Origin of the sequence: Pseudidiomarina halophila (assembly GCF_003987215.1) — a bacterium.
GTDB lineage: Bacteria > Pseudomonadota > Gammaproteobacteria > Enterobacterales > Alteromonadaceae > Pseudidiomarina > Pseudidiomarina halophila.
The window spans coordinates 1,223,439-1,244,303 of the sequence record NZ_PIPW01000001.1 but is presented as its reverse complement, the minus strand read 5'-3'; the positions used below and the strand labels follow the sequence as shown (position 1 = coordinate 1,244,303).

The window sequence follows — 20,865 nt, the reverse complement described above, 5'->3', positions numbered from 1 at the left end:
TAGAAAAACGCTGCCATGAACGAAAAGCAATCAAGCCAAACCAATTTAAACGAAGCGCAGGAACAAGGGCGCTATATCCGAAAAATCCGTAGTTTTGTCAAACGCGAAGGGCGTCTAACCAAAGGTCAGGCTGCCGCACTTGAGCGCAGTTGGCCAACGATGGGACTCAAGCACGAAGACGGCAAACTTGATTTAGTCGAGGTGTTCGGTCGTGACGCAGATACAATCATTGAGATCGGTTTTGGCATGGGGCATTCACTGGTGTCTATGGCCGCTGCTGCGCCAGAAAAGAACTTTATTGGCATCGAAGTCCATCGACCAGGCGTCGGCGCGTGCCTGATGGAAGCCGAAGAGCAGGGCGTTACAAACTTGCGGGTATTTGAGCATGATGCCGTGGAGGTTCTTCAGGATTGCATTGCGGACAACACTCTGGCGGGGGTGCAAATTTTCTTCCCTGATCCATGGCACAAAAAGCGCCACCACAAACGTCGTCTGGTTCAACCTGAATTTGTCGAACATTTACGCGGTAAATTGCGAGTTGGCGGAGTACTACATTTAGCCACGGATTGGGAAAACTACGCTGAACACATGTTAGCGGTGATGCAATCGGCAGCTAAGTGGGAAAACCTTTCCGCTACCAATGATTACATTCCGCGCCCGGAAGAGCGACCCTTAACCAAGTTTGAAAAACGCGGTGAGCGTTTAGGGCATGGTGTCTGGGATTTGAAATTCCGCCGCGTTGACTAGTACTAAACCATTTCATCCAGTATTGAATTCAGAAAGCGACGCCCAAGCGGCGTCGTTTGCCATTCTACATCGCCGCTCGTCAACAAGCCTTTCGCCACGGCTGGAGCTAGTGCTTGCTCGGCATCGGACAAGGCCAAGCCTGTGCGTTCGGTAAAGAGGTTCTTGCGCATAGGTTCGTTTAAACGCAGCAGATTCATAAAGAATTCGAATGGCAATTCTTCGGGCGTTACCTGCCAGACACGATAGCGCAAGGGGCGCGTCAGGTCTAAATAGCCCTGTGGGTGTTTGATTTTCTCACAACGCAGAATTTGCCCGGTATCAGCGACCGTAATTTTACTGTGAGCGCCACAGCCAATCCCCAGATAGTCTCCGAATTGCCAATAATTGCGATTGTGCTGACTCTGTTCCCCTGCTTTCGCGTAGGCACTGACTTCGTAGTGGTGATAGCCGGCCGCCTCGAGTTTTTCGTGGCCACGCTGATAGATCTCCCACAGCACTTCATCATCAGGAAGCTTCGGCGGGCGGCTGGCAAATGAGGTATTGGGTTCAATGGTCAGTTGATACCAGGATATGTGGGGCGGATTTAACGCAATAATGCCGTCGAGATCAGCCATCGCTTGCGCCAGGCTCTGCTCCGGCAGCCCATGCATCAAGTCCAGATTGAAACTGCGCAACCCAAGATTTCGCGCATGCTCAGCCGCGGCAATAGCCTGTTGCGGGTTATGGATCCGACCTAACCGCTGAAGTTGTTCAGCGGCGAGACTTTGCACACCGATCGATAAACGGTTAATACCGGCATCGACGAAGCCCTGGAAGCGTTCTTTTTCGAATGTTCCCGGGTTTGCTTCTAAGGTGATTTCGCAGGTAGCGCTAATATCAACATAGTTTGCTATCCCGGTAAGCAACCGTTTCACCGCTTCGGGGGTAAGTAAACTCGGCGTTCCTCCGCCAATAAAAATGCTCTCTATAGAACGTCCCTGCACCCATTCCAGGTCAGCGCGGAGGTCGTCAAGCAAACGGGCGATGTAGGCATCTTCGGGAACACCACCTTTAAGCGCATGTGAATTGAAATCACAATAGGGGCACTTTTGTACACACCAGGGGATGTGCACGTATAGTGATAACGGTGGAAGCATCATAATTGTGCTTGTAGTTGTTGGATCAGCTGACGCAGTGCCTGACCACGATGACTCAGTTGCTGCTTCTGTTCAGCGGAGAGCTGTGCGGCGGTGCAGTTTTCGCCAGCGAGATAAAAGACTGGGTCGTAACCAAATCCACCTTCTCCACTTGGCTGCATGGCGATTTCGCCGTGCCACACCCCATGGCACAAAACGGGTGTGGGGTCGCTTGCGTGGCGCATAAAAGCGAGCACACAGTGAAAGCTTGCAGTGCGTCGCTCAGCTGGGGTGTCAGCTAAAGCAACAAGAAGTTTTGCTACATTGTCCTGATCAGATGCGCTGGCACCGGCATAACGCGCAGAATAGATGCCCGGAGCACCGCCGAGGGCATCGACGGCTAAGCCTGAATCATCAGCAAGGGCCGGCAGCCCGGTGTGCTGTGCCGCATGGCGTGCTTTTAGAATTGCATTTTCAACAAAACTGAGACCGGTTTCTTCAGCTTCCTCGAAGTTCCATTCTCCTTGCGCACGGACATGCCAGTCGAGCGGTTGCAATAACCTCTTCAACTCACGGATTTTTCCTTGGTTACCAGTAGCTAATACGACTTCTTGCATGACAGATGACTTCAGTTTCGGCACAATAGGTCTAGTATAAGGCATGCGGCACATTGACCAAAGGGGAAATCGTTGGCAGATCTAAACGGTATTATGCTGCTCATGGGCTCACTGCTACTGGTGAGCATCCTCGCTGCGGTCGTATCTTCGCGGCTCGGCGCTCCGTTGCTGCTCGTATTTTTAGTGGTTGGCATGTTAGCGGGCGAAGAAGGTTTGCTCGGCATCGAGTTTGATCAGCCCGAACTTGCCTTTTTAATTGGTTCGCTGGCATTGGTGATCATTATTTTCGATGGCGGCATGCGCACCAAGCGTGAGCGTTTTCGCGTCGCCCTCTGGCCTGCCATCAGTCTTGCCACACTAGGTGTTGCTTTAACCTCATCACTGACTGCCCTGGGTATTGTCTGGTTGTTCGATCTACCCTGGGCCACAGCCTTGTTAATAGGGGCTATTCTCAGTTCGACGGATGCCGCAGCGGTGTTCGGTATTTTCCAGTCACAGAATCTGAAAATCAAACAGCGCGTCGCTTCGACTCTGGAAATTGAGTCAGGTACTAACGATCCCATGGCCGTCATTCTGACCATGACGATGACCACCTTAATAGCGTCGGGACAGAGCTTCTCATTTTCTGTGGTTGGTTTAGAAGTCGCGCAGCAACTCATTGTTGGCTTTGCTTGTGGTTGGATTGGCGGGCGATTGTTTGTGCAGATGGCGCGCAAAATCACCGCTCAATTTACTTTTTTTCCGCTGCTCGCGGCCGCCAGTGCCGTGGTTGTGTTCGCATTAACTTCAGGAATTGGCGGCAGTGGTTTTCTCGCTGTTTATCTAATGGGATACATTATTGGTAATGCCCGTCTGCCGCAACTTATTCATATTTTACAAGTGCAGGATGGACTGGCATGGCTAAGTCAGATCATGATGTTTCTGATTCTGGGATTACTGGTTACACCATCTCATCTGATTGAGAACCTGTGGCTATCCCTGAGTATCGCAGGTCTGATGATTTTCATTGTCAGACCATTAGCCGTGGTGATCAGTCTGTCACCTTTTTCTTTCCCGGTGCGTGAACAGTTATTTATCAGTTGGGTAGGGCTGCGTGGAGCGGTGCCTATCATTCTGGCGTTGTACCCATGGTTAAGTGGGCTGCCGGGACAAGAGCTATTTTTCGATGTGGCTTTTGTCGTAGTACTGGTGTCGTTAGTGTTGCAGGGTTGGACCCTTGCTCCTATGGCCCGCTGGCTTAAGTTAGAGGTGCCGCTTGAGGCTGAACCAGATCGGCGCATGGCGCTCGATCAGGTGGGGAGCAATGACCCGCTGGAGGTATGGTCCTACGAAATCAGTGAGCGTTCACCGGCATGCGATCATTTTTGGCATGAGTTACGTTGGTCGGTGCCACTCGAGTTTATGGGCTTGATTAGAGACGGCGAGTGGATACAGCCGAAAACACGGCCGAAGTTGCTGGAAGGTGATCATATATTGGTCGTTGCCAAGGTACAGCATATCGATGAAATCAGTCGGGTGTTGGCGGCCGGTGGCAAGTTGCGATCACTTAACACCAGTGACTTCTTTGGTGATTTCACCTTAAACGGCGATTTGTCGCTGGCTGATGTTGCCAGTTTCTATCCGCTGGGTCGTTTGCCCGAAGCTCAGGCTTCCATGAGCCTACATGCGTATTTTTCAGAGAAGTTTCACCGCCGCATGGTGGTTGGTGACCAGCTGACGTTAGGTAATGTCCAGCTCACCATTCGTGAGCTGAACGAGGATAATAAAATTAGCAAGGTAGGTGTTAAGTTGCTGGAGCGCGGCGAAAATTAATTGCGCCAGAGCTCCTCAGAAAAACGTAGTTCTTGTATTTCATCACCTTTGCTTATGGTGATAAAGAACCGCAGAGTTTCGAGATTGGTAAATGATGTTTGCGCCAGGTAATACACTGCATCGCCTTCAACAACTTCACGAAAATCCAAGGGTGTCTGCATGCTCAGCGGATTCATCACATACCCCTTAATGGACACTTGTTGTGCAGGTTTACCCGGCTTTTCTGCAGCCAGTACGACAATATTTAGCGTTGCTGTTGTGTTGGAACGCTCAAGTTGATACTGACGCGCCATCTCCGGGCGCAACAAGGTTGAATTAAAAGCATTGTAATGGACTTCCCATGGGCCAAGACGCTTACTTTGCTCGGCATGTACAGGAGCTGCAAACACAGCTCCTGCGATAATAAATGACAGCATTAACCACGAGCTTAGCTTGTGCATGAGATTAAATTCCTATCAGGATGCGGAGCGCCTGAATACCAATCACCAGAACCAGTACCGATAAATCTAGTCCACCAAGCGGTGGAATGATGCGACGGATAGGCGCTAAAAATGGTTCGGTCAGCTGGACTAAAATGGCCTGCATAGGATTGTATCCCTGTGCGAACCAGCTTAAAAGTGCACGAATAATTACGATCCAGAACAGCAACTGAAGAAACTGACTTACCGCACTGAGTACGCCAACCAGCAGAATATCACTCCAGATCATCGGGTATCCATGCACCGCGTAAAGCGTAACAAATTTAGCAATACTGACCAGCAGTGCCAGTACTATGGTGGCAAGATCCCATACTCCTACCATCGGAATGACTTTCCGCAAGGGTAGGACCAGCGGGTTTGTTGCCTTGACCACAAACTGACTGACCGGGTTATAAAAATCAGCACGAGCCGCTTGCAGCCAGACTCGTAAGATCACCACCATGAGAAAAAGCTCGAATACAATGGTGATGAGAAAACGCATAAGTTCCATAGTTTTTCGCCTTTAGACAGGTAAACGTTTTAAAAAAGTTCAGCCATTTCCTGATTACGTTTTACTGCTGCTTTGACCGCAGAATCAGAGATTTTATCAATATCGAACGCTTGATACTGTTCTATCCCTTTCGCCGTTGAGCCGCCTTTACTGGTAACTTGTTTACGCAAGTCTTCAAGCTCCAGGTCACTCGCTATGGCCATCTCGGCAGCGCCTAATGCTGTTTGTTGTACCATGGTCCGCGCTTTATCACTATCGAATCCGAGAGCGACCGCTGCTTTTTGCAAGCTCGCCATGAACTCGAAGAAGTAAGCTGGTCCACTTCCGGCGACAGCGCCAAGGATATCAAGTTCGTCTTCATCAGCAACCCAAAGGGTTGCGCCGACACCATCAAATGCCTCAGTAATGAAAGATTTGTCAGCGTCAGTTACGCGATCATCAGCGACCAAGCCCGACATGCCTTTACCTACCAATGATGGCGTATTTGGCATAACGCGGATCATGCGGATGTCAGGGCTCAGATACTGGCGATATTTCTCGATACGAATCCCGGCAGCGATGGTAACAATGAGTTTGTCAGTTAAATTTTCAACCTGTTCGGTCAGCGCTTTGCAGACATCAGCCATTAGCTGAGGTTTTACCGCAAGTACGATGACATCAGCAGCGTTAGCCACTTCGGCGTTGTCCTGACTGGTATGGACGTGCAACGAGTCCGCCATTTTTTCAAGCTTTCCGACACTTGGGTTGCTGACGTAGATCTGGTCACTCGGGTAACCACTGGAAACCATACCGCCGACGATACTCTGGGTCATATTCCCTGCGCCAATAAAGGCAATTTTACGCACTTGCGTTGTCATTCGTTACTCCTTTTTTATCACGGGCACCGAATAATGCCGTACCAATACGGACCATCGTTGAACCGGCGTTAATAGCCGCTTCAAGATCATTACTCATACCCATAGAAAGTGTATCCACAGTTGGATATTGGGATGCTAATTCGGAATACAACCGTTGCATTGCCTGCAGGCTGCGTTGTTGCTGGGCGCTCGAAGCGTCAGCTGCAGGCAGAGTCATCAATCCCCGCAAGGTCAATTGCGGAAATTCTTGTAAGTCCGCAGCGAAGGCAGGTAGCTGCTCGGGATGAATTCCTGCTTTACTCTTTTCGTCATCGATATTAATTTGAATCAGAATATTGAGCGGTACTGAATCTGTTGCGCGTTGGTCATTGAGCCGGCGCGCAATCTTTAACCGATCAATACTTTGTACCCAACTGAAGTTGGCGGCGATATCACGCGTTTTATTTGATTGAATGGGGCCAATGAAGTGCCAGACCAGGTCGCTTAAGTCGGCGAGTTCCTGCTGCTTTTCAAGTGCTTCCTGCAGATAGTTTTCACCGAAATGCCGTTGTCCCGCCAAGTATAATTCGCGTATCTTATCAGCTGGTTTGGTTTTACTTACAGCTAACAATTGCACCGATTCTGGTCTACGATTGCTTTGTAGACAGGCCGATGCAATGCTGTTGCGGACTTCTTTTAGGCGTTCAACTATGCTATTCATCATCTAACGGCTCACCGATAACAATAAGAGAACTGGTATGGATATAACTGAGTTACTAGGCTTTGCCGTCAAACATAACTCGTCGGATTTACACCTTTCGGCAGATTCACCCCCTATGATACGGGTTGATGGTGATGTTCGTAAAATTAATATTCCAGCACTGACCCATAAGCAAGTGCAGGAATTGGTATACGACATCATGAACGACCGCCAGCGCAAAGAATACGAACAAAATTTCGAGTGTGACTTTTCCTTCGAAGTGCCTGATCTAGCCCGTTTCCGGGTCAATGTGTTCGTACAAAACCGCGGCTGTGGTGCGGTTTTACGGACCATTCCCAGTGAAGTACTAACGCTTGAACAACTGGGTTGTCCGGAGATTTTTAAAACCATCGCTGATCAACCGCGCGGCTTAGTGCTGGTGACCGGACCTACCGGCTCGGGTAAGTCGACGACCCTGGCGGCTATGGTTGATTTTATCAATGAATCCAAGCATCACCACATCCTCACCATCGAGGATCCTATTGAGTTTGTGCATAAAAATAAGCAAAGCCTGATTAACCAGCGTGAAGTTCATCGCGATACTCACAGCTTCAGTGCTGCATTAAGGTCGGCATTGCGTGAAGATCCGGATGTGGTGTTGGTCGGTGAGATGCGGGATCTGGAAACCATTCGCTTAGCAATGACTGCGGCGGAAACGGGGCATTTGGTCTTTGGTACTTTGCATACTACCTCTGCGCCAAAAACCATAGACCGTATTATTGACGTATTTCCCGGTGATGAGAAACCTATGGTGCGTTCCATGTTATCTGAGTCGCTACGTGCTGTTATCTCGCAAACCTTGTTAAAGCGTGTGGGCGGTGGGCGTATAGCTGCACATGAAATCATGATTGCGACCTCAGCGATTAAAAACCTGATTCGCGAAGATAAAGTTGCGCAGATGTATTCATCCATTCAGACCGGCGCCTCGCATGGTATGCAGACCTTGGATCAAGGCTTGTTGAATCTTCTCAATCAGGGCCTGGTGTCTCGTGTCGACGCGCGCGCGAAAGCGGCCAATAAAGAGGCGTTTAAATAAGCAATGGCGACTGATCAGAATCGAGGAAGCACTATGTTGCTAGATAAGTTACTTAAGATCATGATTGAGAAAGAGGCCTCGGATCTCTTTATTTCAGCGAATTTGCCGCCTAGTGCGAAAATTAACGGCGAGTTACGTCATCTTAGTGAGCAAAAGCTCTCGGAAGAAGGTGCGTTAGAGCTGGTAAAGGATGCCCTTGGTGAAAAGCATCATGATGAGTTCTTCAAAGAATTCGAAGCAAACTTTGCGATCTTTCGTGAGGGCATCGGGCGGTTTCGGGTAAGCGCATTCTGGCAACGGCAACGACCCGGTATGGTCATTCGGCGAATTGTTACGGAAATTCCGACGGTCGACGATTTGAAACTACCAGAAATTCTCACCAAGCTGATTATGGCCAAACGTGGCCTAATGCTGGTGGTCGGTGGTACAGGTACCGGTAAATCAACCAGTCTAGCTGCCTTGCTTGGTTTTCGTAATCAGCATTCACGGGGGCATATTATAACTATTGAAGATCCCGTAGAGTTCGTTCATGAGCATGGCAAGTCGATGGTAACCCAGCGTGAAGTTGGCACGGATACTGAAAGTTTTGAAGCAGCTCTGAAGAGCTCCTTACGGCAGGCTCCTGATGTTATTTTAGTCGGTGAGATCCGTTCGCAGGAAGTGATGGAATACGCGCTGACTTTTGCGGAAACTGGGCATTTATGCGTCGCTACTTTGCACGCCAATAATGCGAACCAGGCTATCGAGCGGATCATGCACATGGTCCCGAAAGAGAAAGTTGGCAAGTTGATGTTTGACTTATCTCTTAACCTGCGCGGTATCGTCGCCCAACAATTGGTGCCAACATCGGATGGCGGTCGGGTGGCAGCAATTGAAGTGCTGTTGAACAGTCCTATCGTGGCAGAAAAAATTGCTAAGAATGATATGGGCGAAATCAAAGAAATCATGGCCAAATCGCGTGAATTGGGCATGCAAACCTTTGATCAGGCACTGTTCGATCTTTATAAATCAAGGAAGATATCCTTTGAAGAAGCCATCCGCCACGCTGATGCACCTAATGATCTGCGCTTGCGTATTAAACTAAGTGGCGAATCCCGTCCCGGTGATGAAGGTGGCATGAAAGGAGTGACTGTCGATCTTGAGTAACTTCGAGTAAACTACCGCACTCTAATTTATGGTGGTGGTACGAGGTTAGCCATGCGCGTTTTAGGCATCGAGACGTCCTGTGATGAAACAGGAATCGCGATTTACGATACAGAACAGGGCCTGTTAGCTCATCAATTGTATTCGCAAGTGAAATTACATGCGGATTATGGTGGTGTGGTGCCAGAACTGGCATCACGCGATCACGTCCGCAAAACCCTGCCACTTATTCAAGCCGCACTTACCGAAGCCAAACTGACCTCTGCCGATATCGACGGTATCGCTTATACCGCGGGCCCTGGCCTGGTGGGGGCATTGTTGGTAGGTGCCTGTATTGGTCGTAGCTTAGCGTTGGGATGGCAAGTTCCGGCAGTCGCTGTGCATCACATGGAAGGCCATCTGTTGGCGCCGATGCTTGAACCTGAGGCTCCAGATTTCCCGTTCATCGCGTTGCTTGTTTCTGGCGGTCATACACAACTCGTGCGGGTCGATGGGATTGGTCGTTATCAGCTGTTGGGCGAGTCGGTAGATGATGCCGCAGGTGAAGCGTTTGATAAAACTGCAAAGCTTATGGGACTGGATTATCCCGGCGGACCGCGATTGGCGGCGCTGGCTGAACAGGGAGAAGCAGGTCACTATAAATTTCCGCGGCCAATGACCGACAGACCGGGTCTGGACTTCAGCTTTAGTGGTCTGAAGACTTTTGCTGCAAATACTATTGCAGATGCTGGCGCCGATGAACAAACCCGCGCGAACATTGCCCGCGCTTTCCAGGAAGCGGTAGTGGATACCCTGGTGATTAAATGCCGCCGGGCGCTACGTGAAACTGGTCTTAAACGGCTGGTGGTGGCCGGTGGGGTAAGTGCGAACAAAGAGTTGCGCCGGCAATTACAGGCATTTGCAGAACAAATTGGTGGCCAGGTATTTTTTCCGCGTCCGGAATTCTGTACTGATAATGGTGCCATGATTGCGTTTGCCGGAGCTCAACGCTTAGCTGCTGGCGAGCAGGTGGGTACTGCAGTGAAGACGTTTCCGCGCTGGCCACTGGAACAACTGGCAGAACCGAAACTAAGCATTTAGTGACGTCGTTTAATGCGCTGCTCACTGCCGTGGCGCAGACGGGATATATTGGCCTGATGACGCCAGATAATAAGAATTGAAATCATGATTGTCGGAACCGTGTACTGCGGCTTGATCCAATAGGCGTAAAAGGGCGCGAGCGTCACCGTGATAATAGCGGCTAAAGATGAAACTTTGCCGATGCGGAACACCAGCAACCAGGTGGCAATAAGCAGCAGTGCCATTTCCCAGGCGACCGGAAACATTGTACCTAGGGCGGTAGCGACAGCCTTACCACCGCGAAACTGAAAATACAGTGGGAAAATGTGGCCAAGACAAGCCGCGACGGCAATCATACCCAGAAATAGTGGGCCGATGCCGAGGAAATAAGATATCCAAACTGGGATCATGCCTTTCAGAACATCAAAGCTTAAGGTCAGCAGTGCGGGAACTTTACCGCCCAGACGATAAACGTTGGTGGCACCGGGGTTTTTAGAGCCTGTGACGCGGGGATCAGGCAAGCCAAACAGTTTGCAAATGATAACTGCACTGCTAAGTGATCCGAATAAATAGGCCACGATGATGGCCAATACAATTATTGCACCCATATAGTTTATTTTCCGGCGCGCTTTCCGTTACTATGCAAAGCCTTAAGCATAAGCGCTTATGGAAGAAATTTCTACGCTGATAATAAGGGTAGTGTTTAATGGATAAAGTGTTTGTTAAAGGCTTACGCGCAGATGCCCTGATTGGTGTCTACGAATGGGAACATGAGCAGCGGCAGCCATTGCTGTTTGACTTGACCATGGACTGGGACCAAGCAGCTGCCGCGGCCAGTGATGCCTTAGCGGATGCGCTGGATTACGATGCCTTGAGCAAAGCCGTGGTGAAGTTGGTTGAGTCACGACCGCGACAGCTGATTGAAACAGTAGCCGAAGAAGTGGCGCAGTTGATTTTAAATGAATTTCAGGTGCCGAGTGTCAAAGTGCGTGTCAGCAAGCCAATGGCGGTTGCCGCAGCAGAGACTGTCGGAGTTGAGATTATCCGGAGTCGTAACTGATATGCCGCTGGCACAGGTATTTTTAGGGCTGGGAAGCAATCGACAACGACATCATCATATCGCCGCGGGCCTGCGGGCGTTGCATAAGCAGTTTGCCTCTGCCGAATATCCCATGCGGGTGGCTTCGGTGTATGAGAGTGAGGCCATTGGGTTTGCCGGGCATGACTTTTTGAATACGGTTGTGGCTCTTACTACTGACCTCTCAGTTATCGAACTAAGCAAATCCTGTAAGGCCATAGAACGTGCCCATGGGCACCCATCCAGCGCCGCGAGGTTCAGCCCCCGAACCCTTGATATTGACGTGCTACTCTACGACGATAAAGTCTGTGATAGCCCGGTGCAACTTCCACGCGCGGAAATTTTACACAATGCTTTTGTCTTATGGCCGCTGGCTGAGCTGGCACCGCATCTGTATCACCCCGTGAAGGGACAAACATTTGCACAGCTTTGGCAGAATTATCGTGGCGCACAACGGTTACAACCGATAGAATTCCCGTTTGAAGATCTGCCTTACCTGATCACTCCCAACAATGCATAAGGACAGCTAAGTTGAGTACCTTTGAAGCTATCATTCTTGCTCTTATTCAGGGGCTTACTGAATTTTTACCTATTTCAAGTTCGGCCCATCTGATTTTACCGTCGCAGTTGTTGGGCTGGCCCGATCAAGGCCTGGCGTTTGATGTTGCGGTACACGTTGGGACTCTGGCGGCAGTGGTGTTTTATTATCGCAAAGAGGTGATGGAATTAGCTGTTGGTTGGTTTAACAGTCTGCGTGGACAGCATAGCAGTCACAGCCGCTTAGCCTGGTTTATAGTCTGGGCAACCGTTCCTGCGGCACTGGCGGGATTACTCGGCAACGATTTACTGGAGAATTTTGGCCGCTCGGCTCTGGTCATCGCAGGCTCGACCATTGTCTTTGGTCTGGTGCTTTGGTACGCCGACGCACGTGCCAGCGAGACTTCGTCACTTAAGGCGTTGACGCTGAAGCAGGCACTATTTATTGGCGGGGCACAAGCAATCGCGTTAATCCCCGGAACCTCACGTTCGGGCATTACCATGACTGCGGGCTTGTTGTTGGGCTTAACGCGGATGGATGCAGCCCGTTTTTCCTTTTTATTGTCGATACCGATTATTCTGCTGGCGGGTGGCTATAAGGGCTCACAGCTCATACAACAGGCAGAACCAGTTGCCTGGGGCATGGTTGCGCTGGGTATGTCTATTGCTTTTGTGGCCGCCTACATATGTATCAAGCTTTTCCTGCAGGTGATTGAGCGCATGGGAATGTTGCCTTTTGTTATCTACCGGCTGGTGCTTGGCATCGTCCTTCTTTACTTATTCCTTTAAGACCTCGGTAATCGCAGCATTACGCGCTTGTTGTACTGCTGCGCCTATTTCCGGACCAACCAGACTTTCTCCCCGTTCACGTGCTTGCGTAAGCAGTGCGCCGGCAGAAACATCGCTGGCGGTATGAAAGGCAAGCTGTAACTTCTCCCTGTCAGTGGCACCGAGGCCTTGTTCACGCCAAATTTCCAATAATTGCTGGAACCTTTCGGGCCGGCGCCAGACATCAGCTTGCTGCAGGCAGTCAATAACTACCGAACTTTGCATGAGCGATTGCTTAGCGGCATGCCATTGGCACGCAAGTTGACCGAGCTTGTGCCACTGATTTGGAACGCGTAAGCGGTCACACAAGGCGTTCACCTCTCCCGTGTCGGGCAGCTCGCCCATCCACAAGGCGAACACTAATTCTGTGCTAGCTACGTCAAGCGTGGCTAAGCGTGTGGTAACGGCTTTAAAGGTCTCATCCTGTTCCAGTTCGGGAAACCAGGGCGAAAGGGCATGAGCGTCTTTCAGAACCTGGAAATAAACATCGGGTCGGGCCGTTTTTAGCGCTTTTACGGTTTCATGCCAGACGCGTTCGTTGGCGAGTGTGGCCAGCTCGTCATTGGCGCTGATCTCGCGCATCAGTTCGAGCGTTTCCGCGGCGACGACAAAGCCATCGTCAGCAAATCGTGCCGCAAATCGCGCCGCTCGCAGCACCCGTAATGGATCTTCAACGAAAGCTGCGGATACGTGCCGGATGCGGCGTGCTTTAAGATCTGCCACGCCACCGTATGGATCGATAAGCTCACCATCGTCAGTTTCAGCAATAGCATTAATGGTGAGATCGCGTCGTTGTAAGTCCTGTTCGAGCGTAACCGAGGGATCCGCGGCAACAGTAAAGCCGGTATAGCCGCGACCTGACTTACGTTCGGTGCGGGCCAGAGCGTATTCTTCATCGGTGTGCGGATGCAAGAATACCGGGAAGTCTTTACCTACCTGGCGAAAGCCGCGGGCTAACATTTCTTCCGGGGTCGCGCCGACCACCACGTAGTCGCGTTCATGTACGGTTTTACCCAATAATTTGTCGCGCACGGCGCCACCGACCAGATAGACTTTCACACCAGACTCCTATTTATTTATCCTGATGATGGCGAATGACTAGCCCTGATGCAAGTCAGTCGTTACACTGAAGATCGTTTCACGTTGGCAAATGATCGCAAACTATGTATCTGAACTACTTTGGTTTACAAACAGAACCCTTTTCTATTGCGCCTGATCCTAACTTTCTGTTTCTCAGTGAACGTCATCAGGAGGCTCTTGCTCATTTGAGCTATGGCTTGCAAGGTAGTGGCGGCTTTATTCTGCTGACGGGTGAAGTGGGCACGGGAAAAACAACAGTGTCACGTGCCTTACTTGAACAGCTGCCAGAGCAAACGCGCACAGCTTTTATCCTTAACCCGATGCTTAATGAAACAGAGCTGCTCGCCACCTTGTGCGATGAGTTTGGCATCCGTTATGCAAAACGTAATATCACCAATAAACGTCTGACCGACAAACTCTCAGAGTTCTTACTCGCGGCCCACGCTGAGGGTGAGCAGTGTGTGGTACTTATTGACGAAGCACAACATCTGCGGCCACAAGTGCTCGAACAATTGCGGCTATTAACCAACCTGGAGACCAATCAGAGTAAACTCTTGCGGGTGATACTCATTGGTCAGCCTGAATTGCAGGATTTGTTGCGGCGTCGTGAGTTACGGCAACTGGCGCAGCGTATCACCGCACGTTACCATCTTTTGCCGCTACAGGAAGCTGATACTGAACGCTACATCAACTACCGACTGCAGGTCGCCGGGGCACAGCGATCATTATTTGATAAAACTGCGCTACGGTTAGTGCATCGTTACAGTGGCGGTATACCCAGACGCCTGAATTTACTTTGTGATCGCGCTTTGCTGGCGGCTTATAACGATCAGGTACAGGTCGTGGGTCGGGCACAGATCCGTCATGCGGCACAGGAGTTAGAGCTTGATAGCAGTGCCACGCGACGGGACTCCAGGCCAGTGGGTGTTGTAGCTGCAACGGTTCTTGCCTTATTGCTTGGAGCTGTGGGTAGTTGGTGGTGGCAGCAAACTACGACCACTCCGGCGATTGATGCGGTTGTGCCGGTTGTACAGCAACAACCGATAAGGAACTTACTGCGCGCCTGGCAGTTACCGCAACCGGCGAGCGACGAAACCTTATGTGACTGGGTGGTGGCGTATCAACTCGGTTGCGTCAGCGGACAGTTGCGGTTCGATCGCATCCGCGCACTGAATTTGCCGGTATTGTTACAACTGGAATCGGGCGACTGGCAGTGGATTGCTGCTACTGACACTCAGCCCGCAGATAACTGGACCGGTGGGTTCATGGCGTTATTTCCGCATCCGCCGGGCTACAGTTTAGCCAATGCTGAAACCTATCAGCTCTGGCTGCAACAGCAGTTGAATACTTACGTTGCACAGCCCAGTCAGGACTTAGCCGAGTTGACCCAGGCTGTGCAACAACAACATGGTTTGCCGATAACCGGTGAGCTTGATGGTATTACTCTGGCCTGGCTGGCCAGCCACCACACGATCATCGGACCGCGCTTACAGCAAGCAGAACCCCGGGAGCAGTACTAATGTCGTCAGTATTGAAAGCGCTACGGCAGCAACAGTCTAAACTTTTGCCGGTGCAGTCCGCGGTGATACTCGAACCGGCGGCGCGCCAACCCAGATCTTTTGGCTGGTTGGCATGGCTGGCAGTCCCGCTCGCCGCAGTGGCGGGGTGGTTTCTGGTGCAGTGGCTGATGGCACCGGATCCGGCGCAGCAACCAGTTGTAGCTCCAGTTATTGCAGCGGAACAACAGTTACAGCTGGGTACGCCACAACCGGTGCGTGTGGTGAAACTACCTGCTCCTGCAGCAGATTCTGTGCAGCAGACAAGAGATGCAGAGATGCCAGAACGTCAGCGCGAAACGCAATCAAGCTTTTCAGAACCAGCGGCCGTTGCACAGAATCAGGGCGTCGATCTCAATCAGGTTCCGGCAGACTTACTCACCGCTTTTGAAGAAGCCATTGTCGCTACGGGCACCCCGGGCAGTCAGCAGAACTCGGTGCTACCACGAATCAGTGAACTCAGCGGTCGCTTACAGTCGCAGATCCCAAGTTTCAGTTACGATGCCCATCAGTATTCTTCACGCGCCAATGAACGTTTTATCGAACTTGCCGGACAGCGCTTGCGACAAGGCGATCTTTGGCAGGGAATTCAAATTCTTACTATTGCTCCAAGCCATGTTGTACTGGCGCTTGGCAATGATGCCTTTCAACAACCTGCACTCGAAGACTGGACAAGCCCGCGTTAAGTTGATATTAAAACACCTGTTTAAATTCATTGTTTGATTTTATTGAGGTGGTGTATGGCTGATTATCGGGTTCCTCGGGATGACATGCAGTTTTTGCTGCAAGACGTGTTCCATGCAGATCAGGACTGGGTGCGCTTTTCCGCACTTGCCGAAGTTGATATGGATATGGCGACGGCGATTATTGATGAGGCTGCTAAATTAGCGGAATCAATGATCGCGCCGCACGCCCGGGCTGCCGATGAAGAAGGCGTCACATTCGATAATGGTGTGGTCACCACACCTGCGAACTATAAAGAGAACTTCCAGCAACTTGCTGCCGGTGGTTGGGTCGGCGTCACCGCCAACCCCGAGTTTGGCGGCATGGGCTTACCAAAAGTTGTTTCTGCCCAGTACGAAGAAATGCTTTGCGCTGCGGATATTTCGTTTTCACTGTACCCGGGCCTCACCGCCGGTGCCATCATTACCATTGATGCCTACGCAAGTGACGAGCTAAAAAACCTCTATCTACCACGCATGACTGCAGGCGAATGGACCGGCACCATGTGTCTGACTGAACCTCATGCTGGCACCGACCTTGGCATCATAAGAACTAAAGCGGAGCCGCAAGCCGATGGCAGCTACGCGGTGACCGGTACCAAAATCTTTATTACCGGAGGTGAACACGACCTTACGGAAAATATCGTTCACCTGGTGCTGGCAAAGCTTCCTGACGCACCACCCGGAAGCAAGGGCATCAGTCTGTTTATCGTGCCTAAGTTTTTACCTGATGCCGATGGCAACGTGGGTGAGCGTAACGGGGTTCAGTGCGGCTCCATCGAACACAAGATGGGAATTCATGCATCAGCAACCTGCGTGATGAATTTTGATGCTGCCAAGGGCTGGTTGGTGGGTGCGCCCCACCAGGGTTTGCCGGCGATGTTTACGATGATGAACTACGAACGTTTAGGCGTAGGCATCCAGGGTTTAGGTGCAGCTGCACGCTCTTATCAAACGGCGCTGGAGTATGCGCAGGAGCGCATTCAGGGGCGCGGCGCGCAGGTTTCACGGAACTTCGATAAAGAAGCGGATCCGCTTATTGTACATGGCGACGTGCGGCGTATGCTGCTTACCATGAAAGCCTTTGTTGAAGGCGGCCGGGCATTCTCGACTTACGTCGGGCAACAATTGGATACCGCGAAATACAGTGACGATGCTTCAGAGAAAGTCCGGTCCGAAGCTCTGGTGGCGCTGCTCACCCCAATTGCAAAGGCATTTATCACCGACACTGGCTTTGAGACTACTGTCATTGGCCAACAGATTTTGGGTGGCCACGGCTATGTCCGCGAGTGGGGCCAAGAGCAGCTGGTGCGCGATTGTCGCATTGCGCAAATCTATGAGGGAACCAACGGCATTCAGGCACTGGATCTTCTGGGCCGCAAAGTTGCCGGCTCACGCGGTGAACTCCTTAAGCCGTTATTAGAAGATATTCAGGCGGTGTTAGACGAGCCGGTAGCTGAGCTTGAGGCTGAATACCAGCAACTTGCTGAAGCTGTAAAACGTGTATCGGCTGTCACTGAAAAGGTGTTATCACAGGTGGGTCGTGACGAAAATGTGATCAATAGTGTGGCGATGGAATATCTGCACTTGCTGGGATACGTGATCTACGGCTATCTCTGGTTACGCATGGCAAAAGCTGCGCTACCTTTGACCGCTGAGCGCCCACACTTGTCGAGTAAAGTGAAGACCGCCAAGTTCTTTATGGCGCGGTTATTGCCCCGGATAGAAAGTCTGGCCGCCGCCGTCGAAGACGGCAGCCAGTCACTGTACTTGCATGAGCTGAGTGAGTTTTAATCGCCCAGCGAGAGCAAGGTTGCGTTACCACCAACAGCAGTGATGTTGTTGGTGCGGGTCTTCTCAGTGATAAAGCGGGTGAGGTAATGTGGCCCACCTGCTTTTGGACCGGTACCCGACATGCCACGGCCACCGAACGGCTGGACACCAACCACGGCACCGATTTGGTTACGGTTAATGTAAACGTTACCTACGTCAATCCGGCGTGCAACATCGGCAGCAAATGTTTCATTGCGGCTATGAATACCAAAGGTCAAACCAAAGCCGGTGGCATTGATGCTGTTGATGACGTCGTCAAGATTGTCCGTTGAATAACGGATCACGTGTAAAATTGGACCGAAGTTTTCTTTTACCAGCTGGTTGATACTATCGATTTCGATCGCTGTTGGTGCAACGAAAGTTCCGCCATTGGTGTAGTCGGGCATTGGCGCCCGTCCAATTAAGCGGCCCGCTTGCGAAATGTCGCTGATATGCTGTTCAAGGTTGCTCTTTGCGACTCCATCAATTACCGGACCAACATCGGTTTCATGCAGCATCGGATCGCCTACTTCCAGCTCCGCCATAGCGCCTTTCAGCAGCTCTATAACGCGGTCGGCAATATCATCCTGGACGAACAAGACCCGCAACGCTGAACAGCGTTGACCGGCGCTTTTGAACGCACTATCAACAATATCAGTGACGGCTTGTTCAGGAAGTGCTGTTGAATCGATCAACATGGCATTCTGTCCACCGGTTTCAGCGATCAGCGGCACAATTGCACCGGTACGTGCGGCAAGCGCGCGGTTAATAGATTGCGCAGTGTAGGTTGAACCGGTAAAGCAAACGCCACCGATATCTTCCTGGCTAACCAGGAAAGAGCCTACTTCCGCGCCACTACCTGGCATAAAGTGCAGCACGTCCCCTGGTATACCTGCTTCGAGCAGCAACTGGACTGCGCGGAAGGCGATAAGACCGGTTTGCTCTGCCGGTTTGGCGATGACGCAGTTACCGGTAACCAATGCCGCAACCACCTGACCGGTGAAAATGGCCAATGGGAAGTTCCATGGGCTGATGCATATGAAGGTACCGCGACCTTGCACCAGCAGTTCATTGGTTTCGCCCGTCGGGCCTGGCAAGGTTGTGCTGTCGGCCATTAACTTGCGGCCTTCAACTGCGTAGTAACGACAGAAATCGACCGCTTCACGAACTTCATCGATACCATCCTGCAGGCTTTTACCGCCTTCAAGGGAACACAGAGCGATCATCTCGTCACGGTTCGCTTCCATCAAATCGGCGAATTTTTCCAGTGCTTTTGCCCGCACTTCGACATCGGTATCGCGCCAGCGGCGATACGCAGCATTGGCGCTGTTTAAAGCCCGCTCAGCAAGTGCTTTATCGCCCCAGCTGATACTGCCGATTTGTCGTTGTGTTTCCTGCGGGCTGGTAATGCTTACCCGGTGATGAGCGTCGGCCAGTTCACCATTGACGATTGGACCACCTTGCCACTGTTTATCACGGTATTGCTGCACCGCAGCAATAAAGTCATCTGCTTGCGAATGAATATTCATGTTCAATCCTAACGAGTTTTTGCGATCGCTGAAAATCTGCGTCGGCAATGGAATTTTAGTGTTAGCCAAAGTTTCATATTTGGCGACGGTGCGCATCGGGTGCTTGATCAGCTCGTCAACCGGTGTTTCCGGGTCGACTAACTTATGCACAAACGAGGTGTTCGCGCCGTTTTCCAGCAGGCGGCGGACCAGATATGGCAATAGGTCTTTATGGGCACCTACCGGAGCATAAATCCGCACCGTGGTGTCTGGGGCTTCCTGCAGTAATGTATCGTAGAGTTCATCGCCCATGCCATGTAAACGCTGAAACTCAATGCGGCGCTTTGCACTTTGGTTCATCTGCTGAATAGCAACTACCGTTTGTGCATTGTGGGTCGCGAATTGCGGGTACAACGCACCGTCGGTGGACTCGCTCATCAAGTAGCGAGAGCAGGCGAGGTAGCTGACATCAGTGTTCGCCTTGCGGGTAAACACGGGGTAACCGGTCAAGCCATTCATCTGGCAAAGTTTGATTTCGGTGTCCCAGTATGCGCCTTTGACGAGCCGCACCGGAATTTCATCACCGCACTCACGGGCCAACGCGGTCAGCCAGCATAATGTTGGCAGGGCCCGCTTGGAGTAGGCCTGAACCACCATGCCAAAGCGTGGCCAGCCTTTACAGACACCGCTGCGATATACTTTCTCAAATAATTCCAGCGATAATTCATGACGATCGGCTTCTTCGGCGTCAATACTGACCCCGACATCAGCTTCTTTTGCCAGCTTCACCAGGTCGGTGAGACTCTGCGCCAGCTCGGTCAGTACCCGATTCTGGTTGGCAGCTTCGTAGCGCGGGTGTAATGCTGATAGTTTAATTGAAATCGTCGGTCGCGGTGCGTTCGGATTGTTAAAATCCTCTTTAGCCACCACCTTAATAGAATTCACATACTCTTCATGGTAGCGGCGCGCATCCGCCATAGTTAATGCTGCTTCACCTAACATGTCATAGGCGTGGGTATAACCTTTGTCACGATTTGCGCGGCTATTCTTCAGGGCTTCTTCGATGCTTCGGCCAAGCACAAACTGTTTGCCCATGATGCGCATCGCGGCATATGTAGCCTTGCGTACTATTGGCATGCCCAGGCGTCGGGTTAAACGCCGGAACACCCCTCTTGGGGTTTCCATGGGCTGACCGGTAGGATTGATCACTGCATTGGTTAACGCCAGACTCCAGGTGCCGGAGTTGACGAGCCAGGAGGCACTTTGCCCCATGTGCTTCTGCCAGGCTCCGCCTGAGAGGCGATCCTGAATCAGCGCATCGGCAGTCCGCGCGTCAGGTACCCGTAGTAACGCTTCGGCCAGACACATCAGGATGATACCTTCTTTGGTATCGAGGCTGTATTCCTGTAAAAAAGCGTCGACGCCGCCACCATCTGCACGGTCGCGCACGGTATGAACCAACTTGGCGGAGTTTTCAGTTACCGCGTCAAGGGTCTCATCATCACTAGGTACTAGTTGCATCAATTCTTGCAGGTACGCGTCTTCATCAACTAAATAGTTCTCTGTGATCGCGCGCTGCAAGGTGCCGAGGTCGGCACCGGTATACTGAGCCTGAAGTACATCACTGGCTTTGAACATAGCATCTCCTGT

At 51.3% G+C, this 20,865-nt stretch carries 20 protein-coding genes; 11 read left to right on the top strand and 9 right to left on the bottom strand.

All coding sequences use genetic code 11. The features are described from left to right. Positions 1-15 precede the first annotated feature (15 nt). Positions 16-747, top strand: a complete 732-nt coding sequence (gene trmB, locus CWI69_RS05880; RefSeq protein WP_126762715.1) for a tRNA (guanosine(46)-N7)-methyltransferase TrmB — start codon at positions 16-18, stop codon at positions 745-747. 2 nt (positions 748-749) lie between these two features. On the opposite strand, the gene hemW is transcribed toward trmB, so the two are convergent. Together hemW and CWI69_RS05870 are read right to left on the bottom strand one after the other, a co-directional pair. Beyond that, complete coding sequence (gene hemW / locus CWI69_RS05875; RefSeq protein ID WP_126762713.1) at positions 750-1,886, bottom strand: radical SAM family heme chaperone HemW; 1,137 nt, start codon at positions 1,884-1,886, stop codon at positions 750-752. Further along, entirely contained in the window at positions 1,883-2,479 is a 597-nt protein-coding gene (locus tag CWI69_RS05870) for an XTP/dITP diphosphatase (RefSeq protein WP_126762711.1), read from the bottom strand. The genes hemW and CWI69_RS05870 overlap by 4 nt, the downstream gene beginning before the upstream one ends. Before the next feature lie 72 nt (positions 2,480-2,551). On the opposite strand from CWI69_RS05870, the gene CWI69_RS05865 reads away from it, so the two are divergent. Next, positions 2,552-4,291: a potassium/proton antiporter gene (locus tag CWI69_RS05865; protein WP_338051896.1), complete on the top strand. Its 1,740-nt coding sequence runs from the start codon at positions 2,552-2,554 to the stop codon at positions 4,289-4,291. Here the strand turns inward: CWI69_RS05865 and CWI69_RS05860 are convergent. Genes CWI69_RS05860 through CWI69_RS05845 form a run of 4 tightly spaced genes read right to left on the bottom strand, consistent with a single transcriptional unit; the run spans position 4,288 to position 6,817 of the window. Next, positions 4,288-4,731, bottom strand: coding sequence for a DUF4426 domain-containing protein (locus tag CWI69_RS05860; RefSeq protein ID WP_126762709.1), 444 nt, complete (start codon positions 4,729-4,731; stop codon positions 4,288-4,290). The two genes, CWI69_RS05865 and CWI69_RS05860, sit on opposite strands and share 4 nt — an antisense overlap. A gap of 4 nt (positions 4,732-4,735) precedes the next feature. Continuing rightward, the gene (locus CWI69_RS05855; RefSeq protein ID WP_126762707.1) at positions 4,736-5,260 is read right to left on the bottom strand and encodes a YggT family protein; all 525 of its coding nucleotides are present in this window, start codon (positions 5,258-5,260) and stop codon (positions 4,736-4,738) included. A 29-nt stretch (positions 5,261-5,289) separates the two neighbouring features. After that, positions 5,290-6,117, bottom strand: coding sequence for a pyrroline-5-carboxylate reductase (proC, locus tag CWI69_RS05850; RefSeq protein ID WP_126762706.1), 828 nt, complete (start codon positions 6,115-6,117; stop codon positions 5,290-5,292). Further along, a complete protein-coding gene (locus CWI69_RS05845) occupies positions 6,098-6,817 on the bottom strand; it encodes a YggS family pyridoxal phosphate-dependent enzyme (RefSeq protein WP_126762885.1) in 720 nt (239 codons plus the stop codon). Before CWI69_RS05845 ends, proC begins: the two co-directional genes overlap by 20 nt. 37 nt (positions 6,818-6,854) lie before the next feature. Here CWI69_RS05845 and CWI69_RS05840 point away from each other — a divergent pair, with 37 nt between their 5' ends. Genes CWI69_RS05840 through tsaD form a run of 3 tightly spaced genes read left to right on the top strand, consistent with a single transcriptional unit; the run spans position 6,855 to position 10,115 of the window. After that, complete coding sequence (locus tag CWI69_RS05840) at positions 6,855-7,892, top strand: type IV pilus twitching motility protein PilT (protein WP_126762704.1); 1,038 nt, start codon at positions 6,855-6,857, stop codon at positions 7,890-7,892. Positions 7,893-7,925: 33 nt separating this feature from the next. Beyond that, a complete protein-coding gene (locus tag CWI69_RS05835) occupies positions 7,926-9,038 on the top strand; it encodes a PilT/PilU family type 4a pilus ATPase (protein ID WP_126762702.1) in 1,113 nt (370 codons plus the stop codon). Between the two features lie 51 nt (positions 9,039-9,089). Continuing rightward, entirely contained in the window at positions 9,090-10,115 is a 1,026-nt protein-coding gene (gene tsaD / locus CWI69_RS05830; protein ID WP_126762700.1) for a tRNA (adenosine(37)-N6)-threonylcarbamoyltransferase complex transferase subunit TsaD, read from the top strand. On the opposite strand, the gene plsY is transcribed toward tsaD, so the two are convergent. Further along, on the bottom strand, positions 10,112-10,702 hold the full coding sequence (gene plsY / locus CWI69_RS05825; RefSeq protein WP_126762699.1) for a glycerol-3-phosphate 1-O-acyltransferase PlsY: 591 nt from the start codon (positions 10,700-10,702) through the stop codon (positions 10,112-10,114). The genes tsaD and plsY overlap by 4 nt on opposite strands. 98 nt (positions 10,703-10,800) lie before the next feature. Between plsY and folB the strand changes: the two genes are divergently transcribed. The 3 genes from folB to CWI69_RS05810 are packed head-to-tail and all read left to right on the top strand — an operon-like array spanning position 10,801 to position 12,498. Next, complete coding sequence (gene folB / locus CWI69_RS05820; RefSeq protein WP_126762697.1) at positions 10,801-11,154, top strand: dihydroneopterin aldolase; 354 nt, start codon at positions 10,801-10,803, stop codon at positions 11,152-11,154. Between the two features lie 7 nt (positions 11,155-11,161). Then, complete coding sequence (gene folK / locus CWI69_RS05815) at positions 11,162-11,692, top strand: 2-amino-4-hydroxy-6-hydroxymethyldihydropteridine diphosphokinase (RefSeq protein ID WP_126762883.1); 531 nt, start codon at positions 11,162-11,164, stop codon at positions 11,690-11,692. 11 nt (positions 11,693-11,703) lie between these two features. After that, positions 11,704-12,498, top strand: coding sequence for an undecaprenyl-diphosphate phosphatase (locus CWI69_RS05810; protein WP_126762695.1), 795 nt, complete (start codon positions 11,704-11,706; stop codon positions 12,496-12,498). On the opposite strand, the gene CWI69_RS05805 is transcribed toward CWI69_RS05810, so the two are convergent. Then, positions 12,487-13,596: a tRNA nucleotidyltransferase/poly(A) polymerase-related protein gene (locus tag CWI69_RS05805; protein WP_126762693.1), complete on the bottom strand. Its 1,110-nt coding sequence runs from the start codon at positions 13,594-13,596 to the stop codon at positions 12,487-12,489. The two genes, CWI69_RS05810 and CWI69_RS05805, sit on opposite strands and share 12 nt — an antisense overlap. A gap of 104 nt (positions 13,597-13,700) precedes the next feature. Between CWI69_RS05805 and CWI69_RS05800 the strand changes: the two genes are divergently transcribed. Genes CWI69_RS05800 through CWI69_RS05790 form a run of 3 tightly spaced genes read left to right on the top strand, consistent with a single transcriptional unit; the run spans position 13,701 to position 17,689 of the window. Then, the gene (locus CWI69_RS05800) at positions 13,701-15,137 is read left to right on the top strand and encodes an ExeA family protein (RefSeq protein ID WP_126762691.1); all 1,437 of its coding nucleotides are present in this window, start codon (positions 13,701-13,703) and stop codon (positions 15,135-15,137) included. After that, a complete protein-coding gene (locus CWI69_RS05795) occupies positions 15,137-15,859 on the top strand; it encodes a general secretion pathway protein GspB (protein ID WP_126762689.1) in 723 nt (240 codons plus the stop codon). Before CWI69_RS05800 ends, CWI69_RS05795 begins: the two co-directional genes overlap by 1 nt. Before the next feature lie 54 nt (positions 15,860-15,913). Next, the gene (locus CWI69_RS05790; RefSeq protein WP_126762687.1) at positions 15,914-17,689 is read left to right on the top strand and encodes an acyl-CoA dehydrogenase C-terminal domain-containing protein; all 1,776 of its coding nucleotides are present in this window, start codon (positions 15,914-15,916) and stop codon (positions 17,687-17,689) included. On the opposite strand, the gene putA is transcribed toward CWI69_RS05790, so the two are convergent. Beyond that, positions 17,686-20,853, bottom strand: coding sequence for a bifunctional proline dehydrogenase/L-glutamate gamma-semialdehyde dehydrogenase PutA (putA, locus tag CWI69_RS05785; protein ID WP_126762685.1), 3,168 nt, complete (start codon positions 20,851-20,853; stop codon positions 17,686-17,688). The genes CWI69_RS05790 and putA overlap by 4 nt on opposite strands. Positions 20,854-20,865 lie beyond the last annotated feature (12 nt).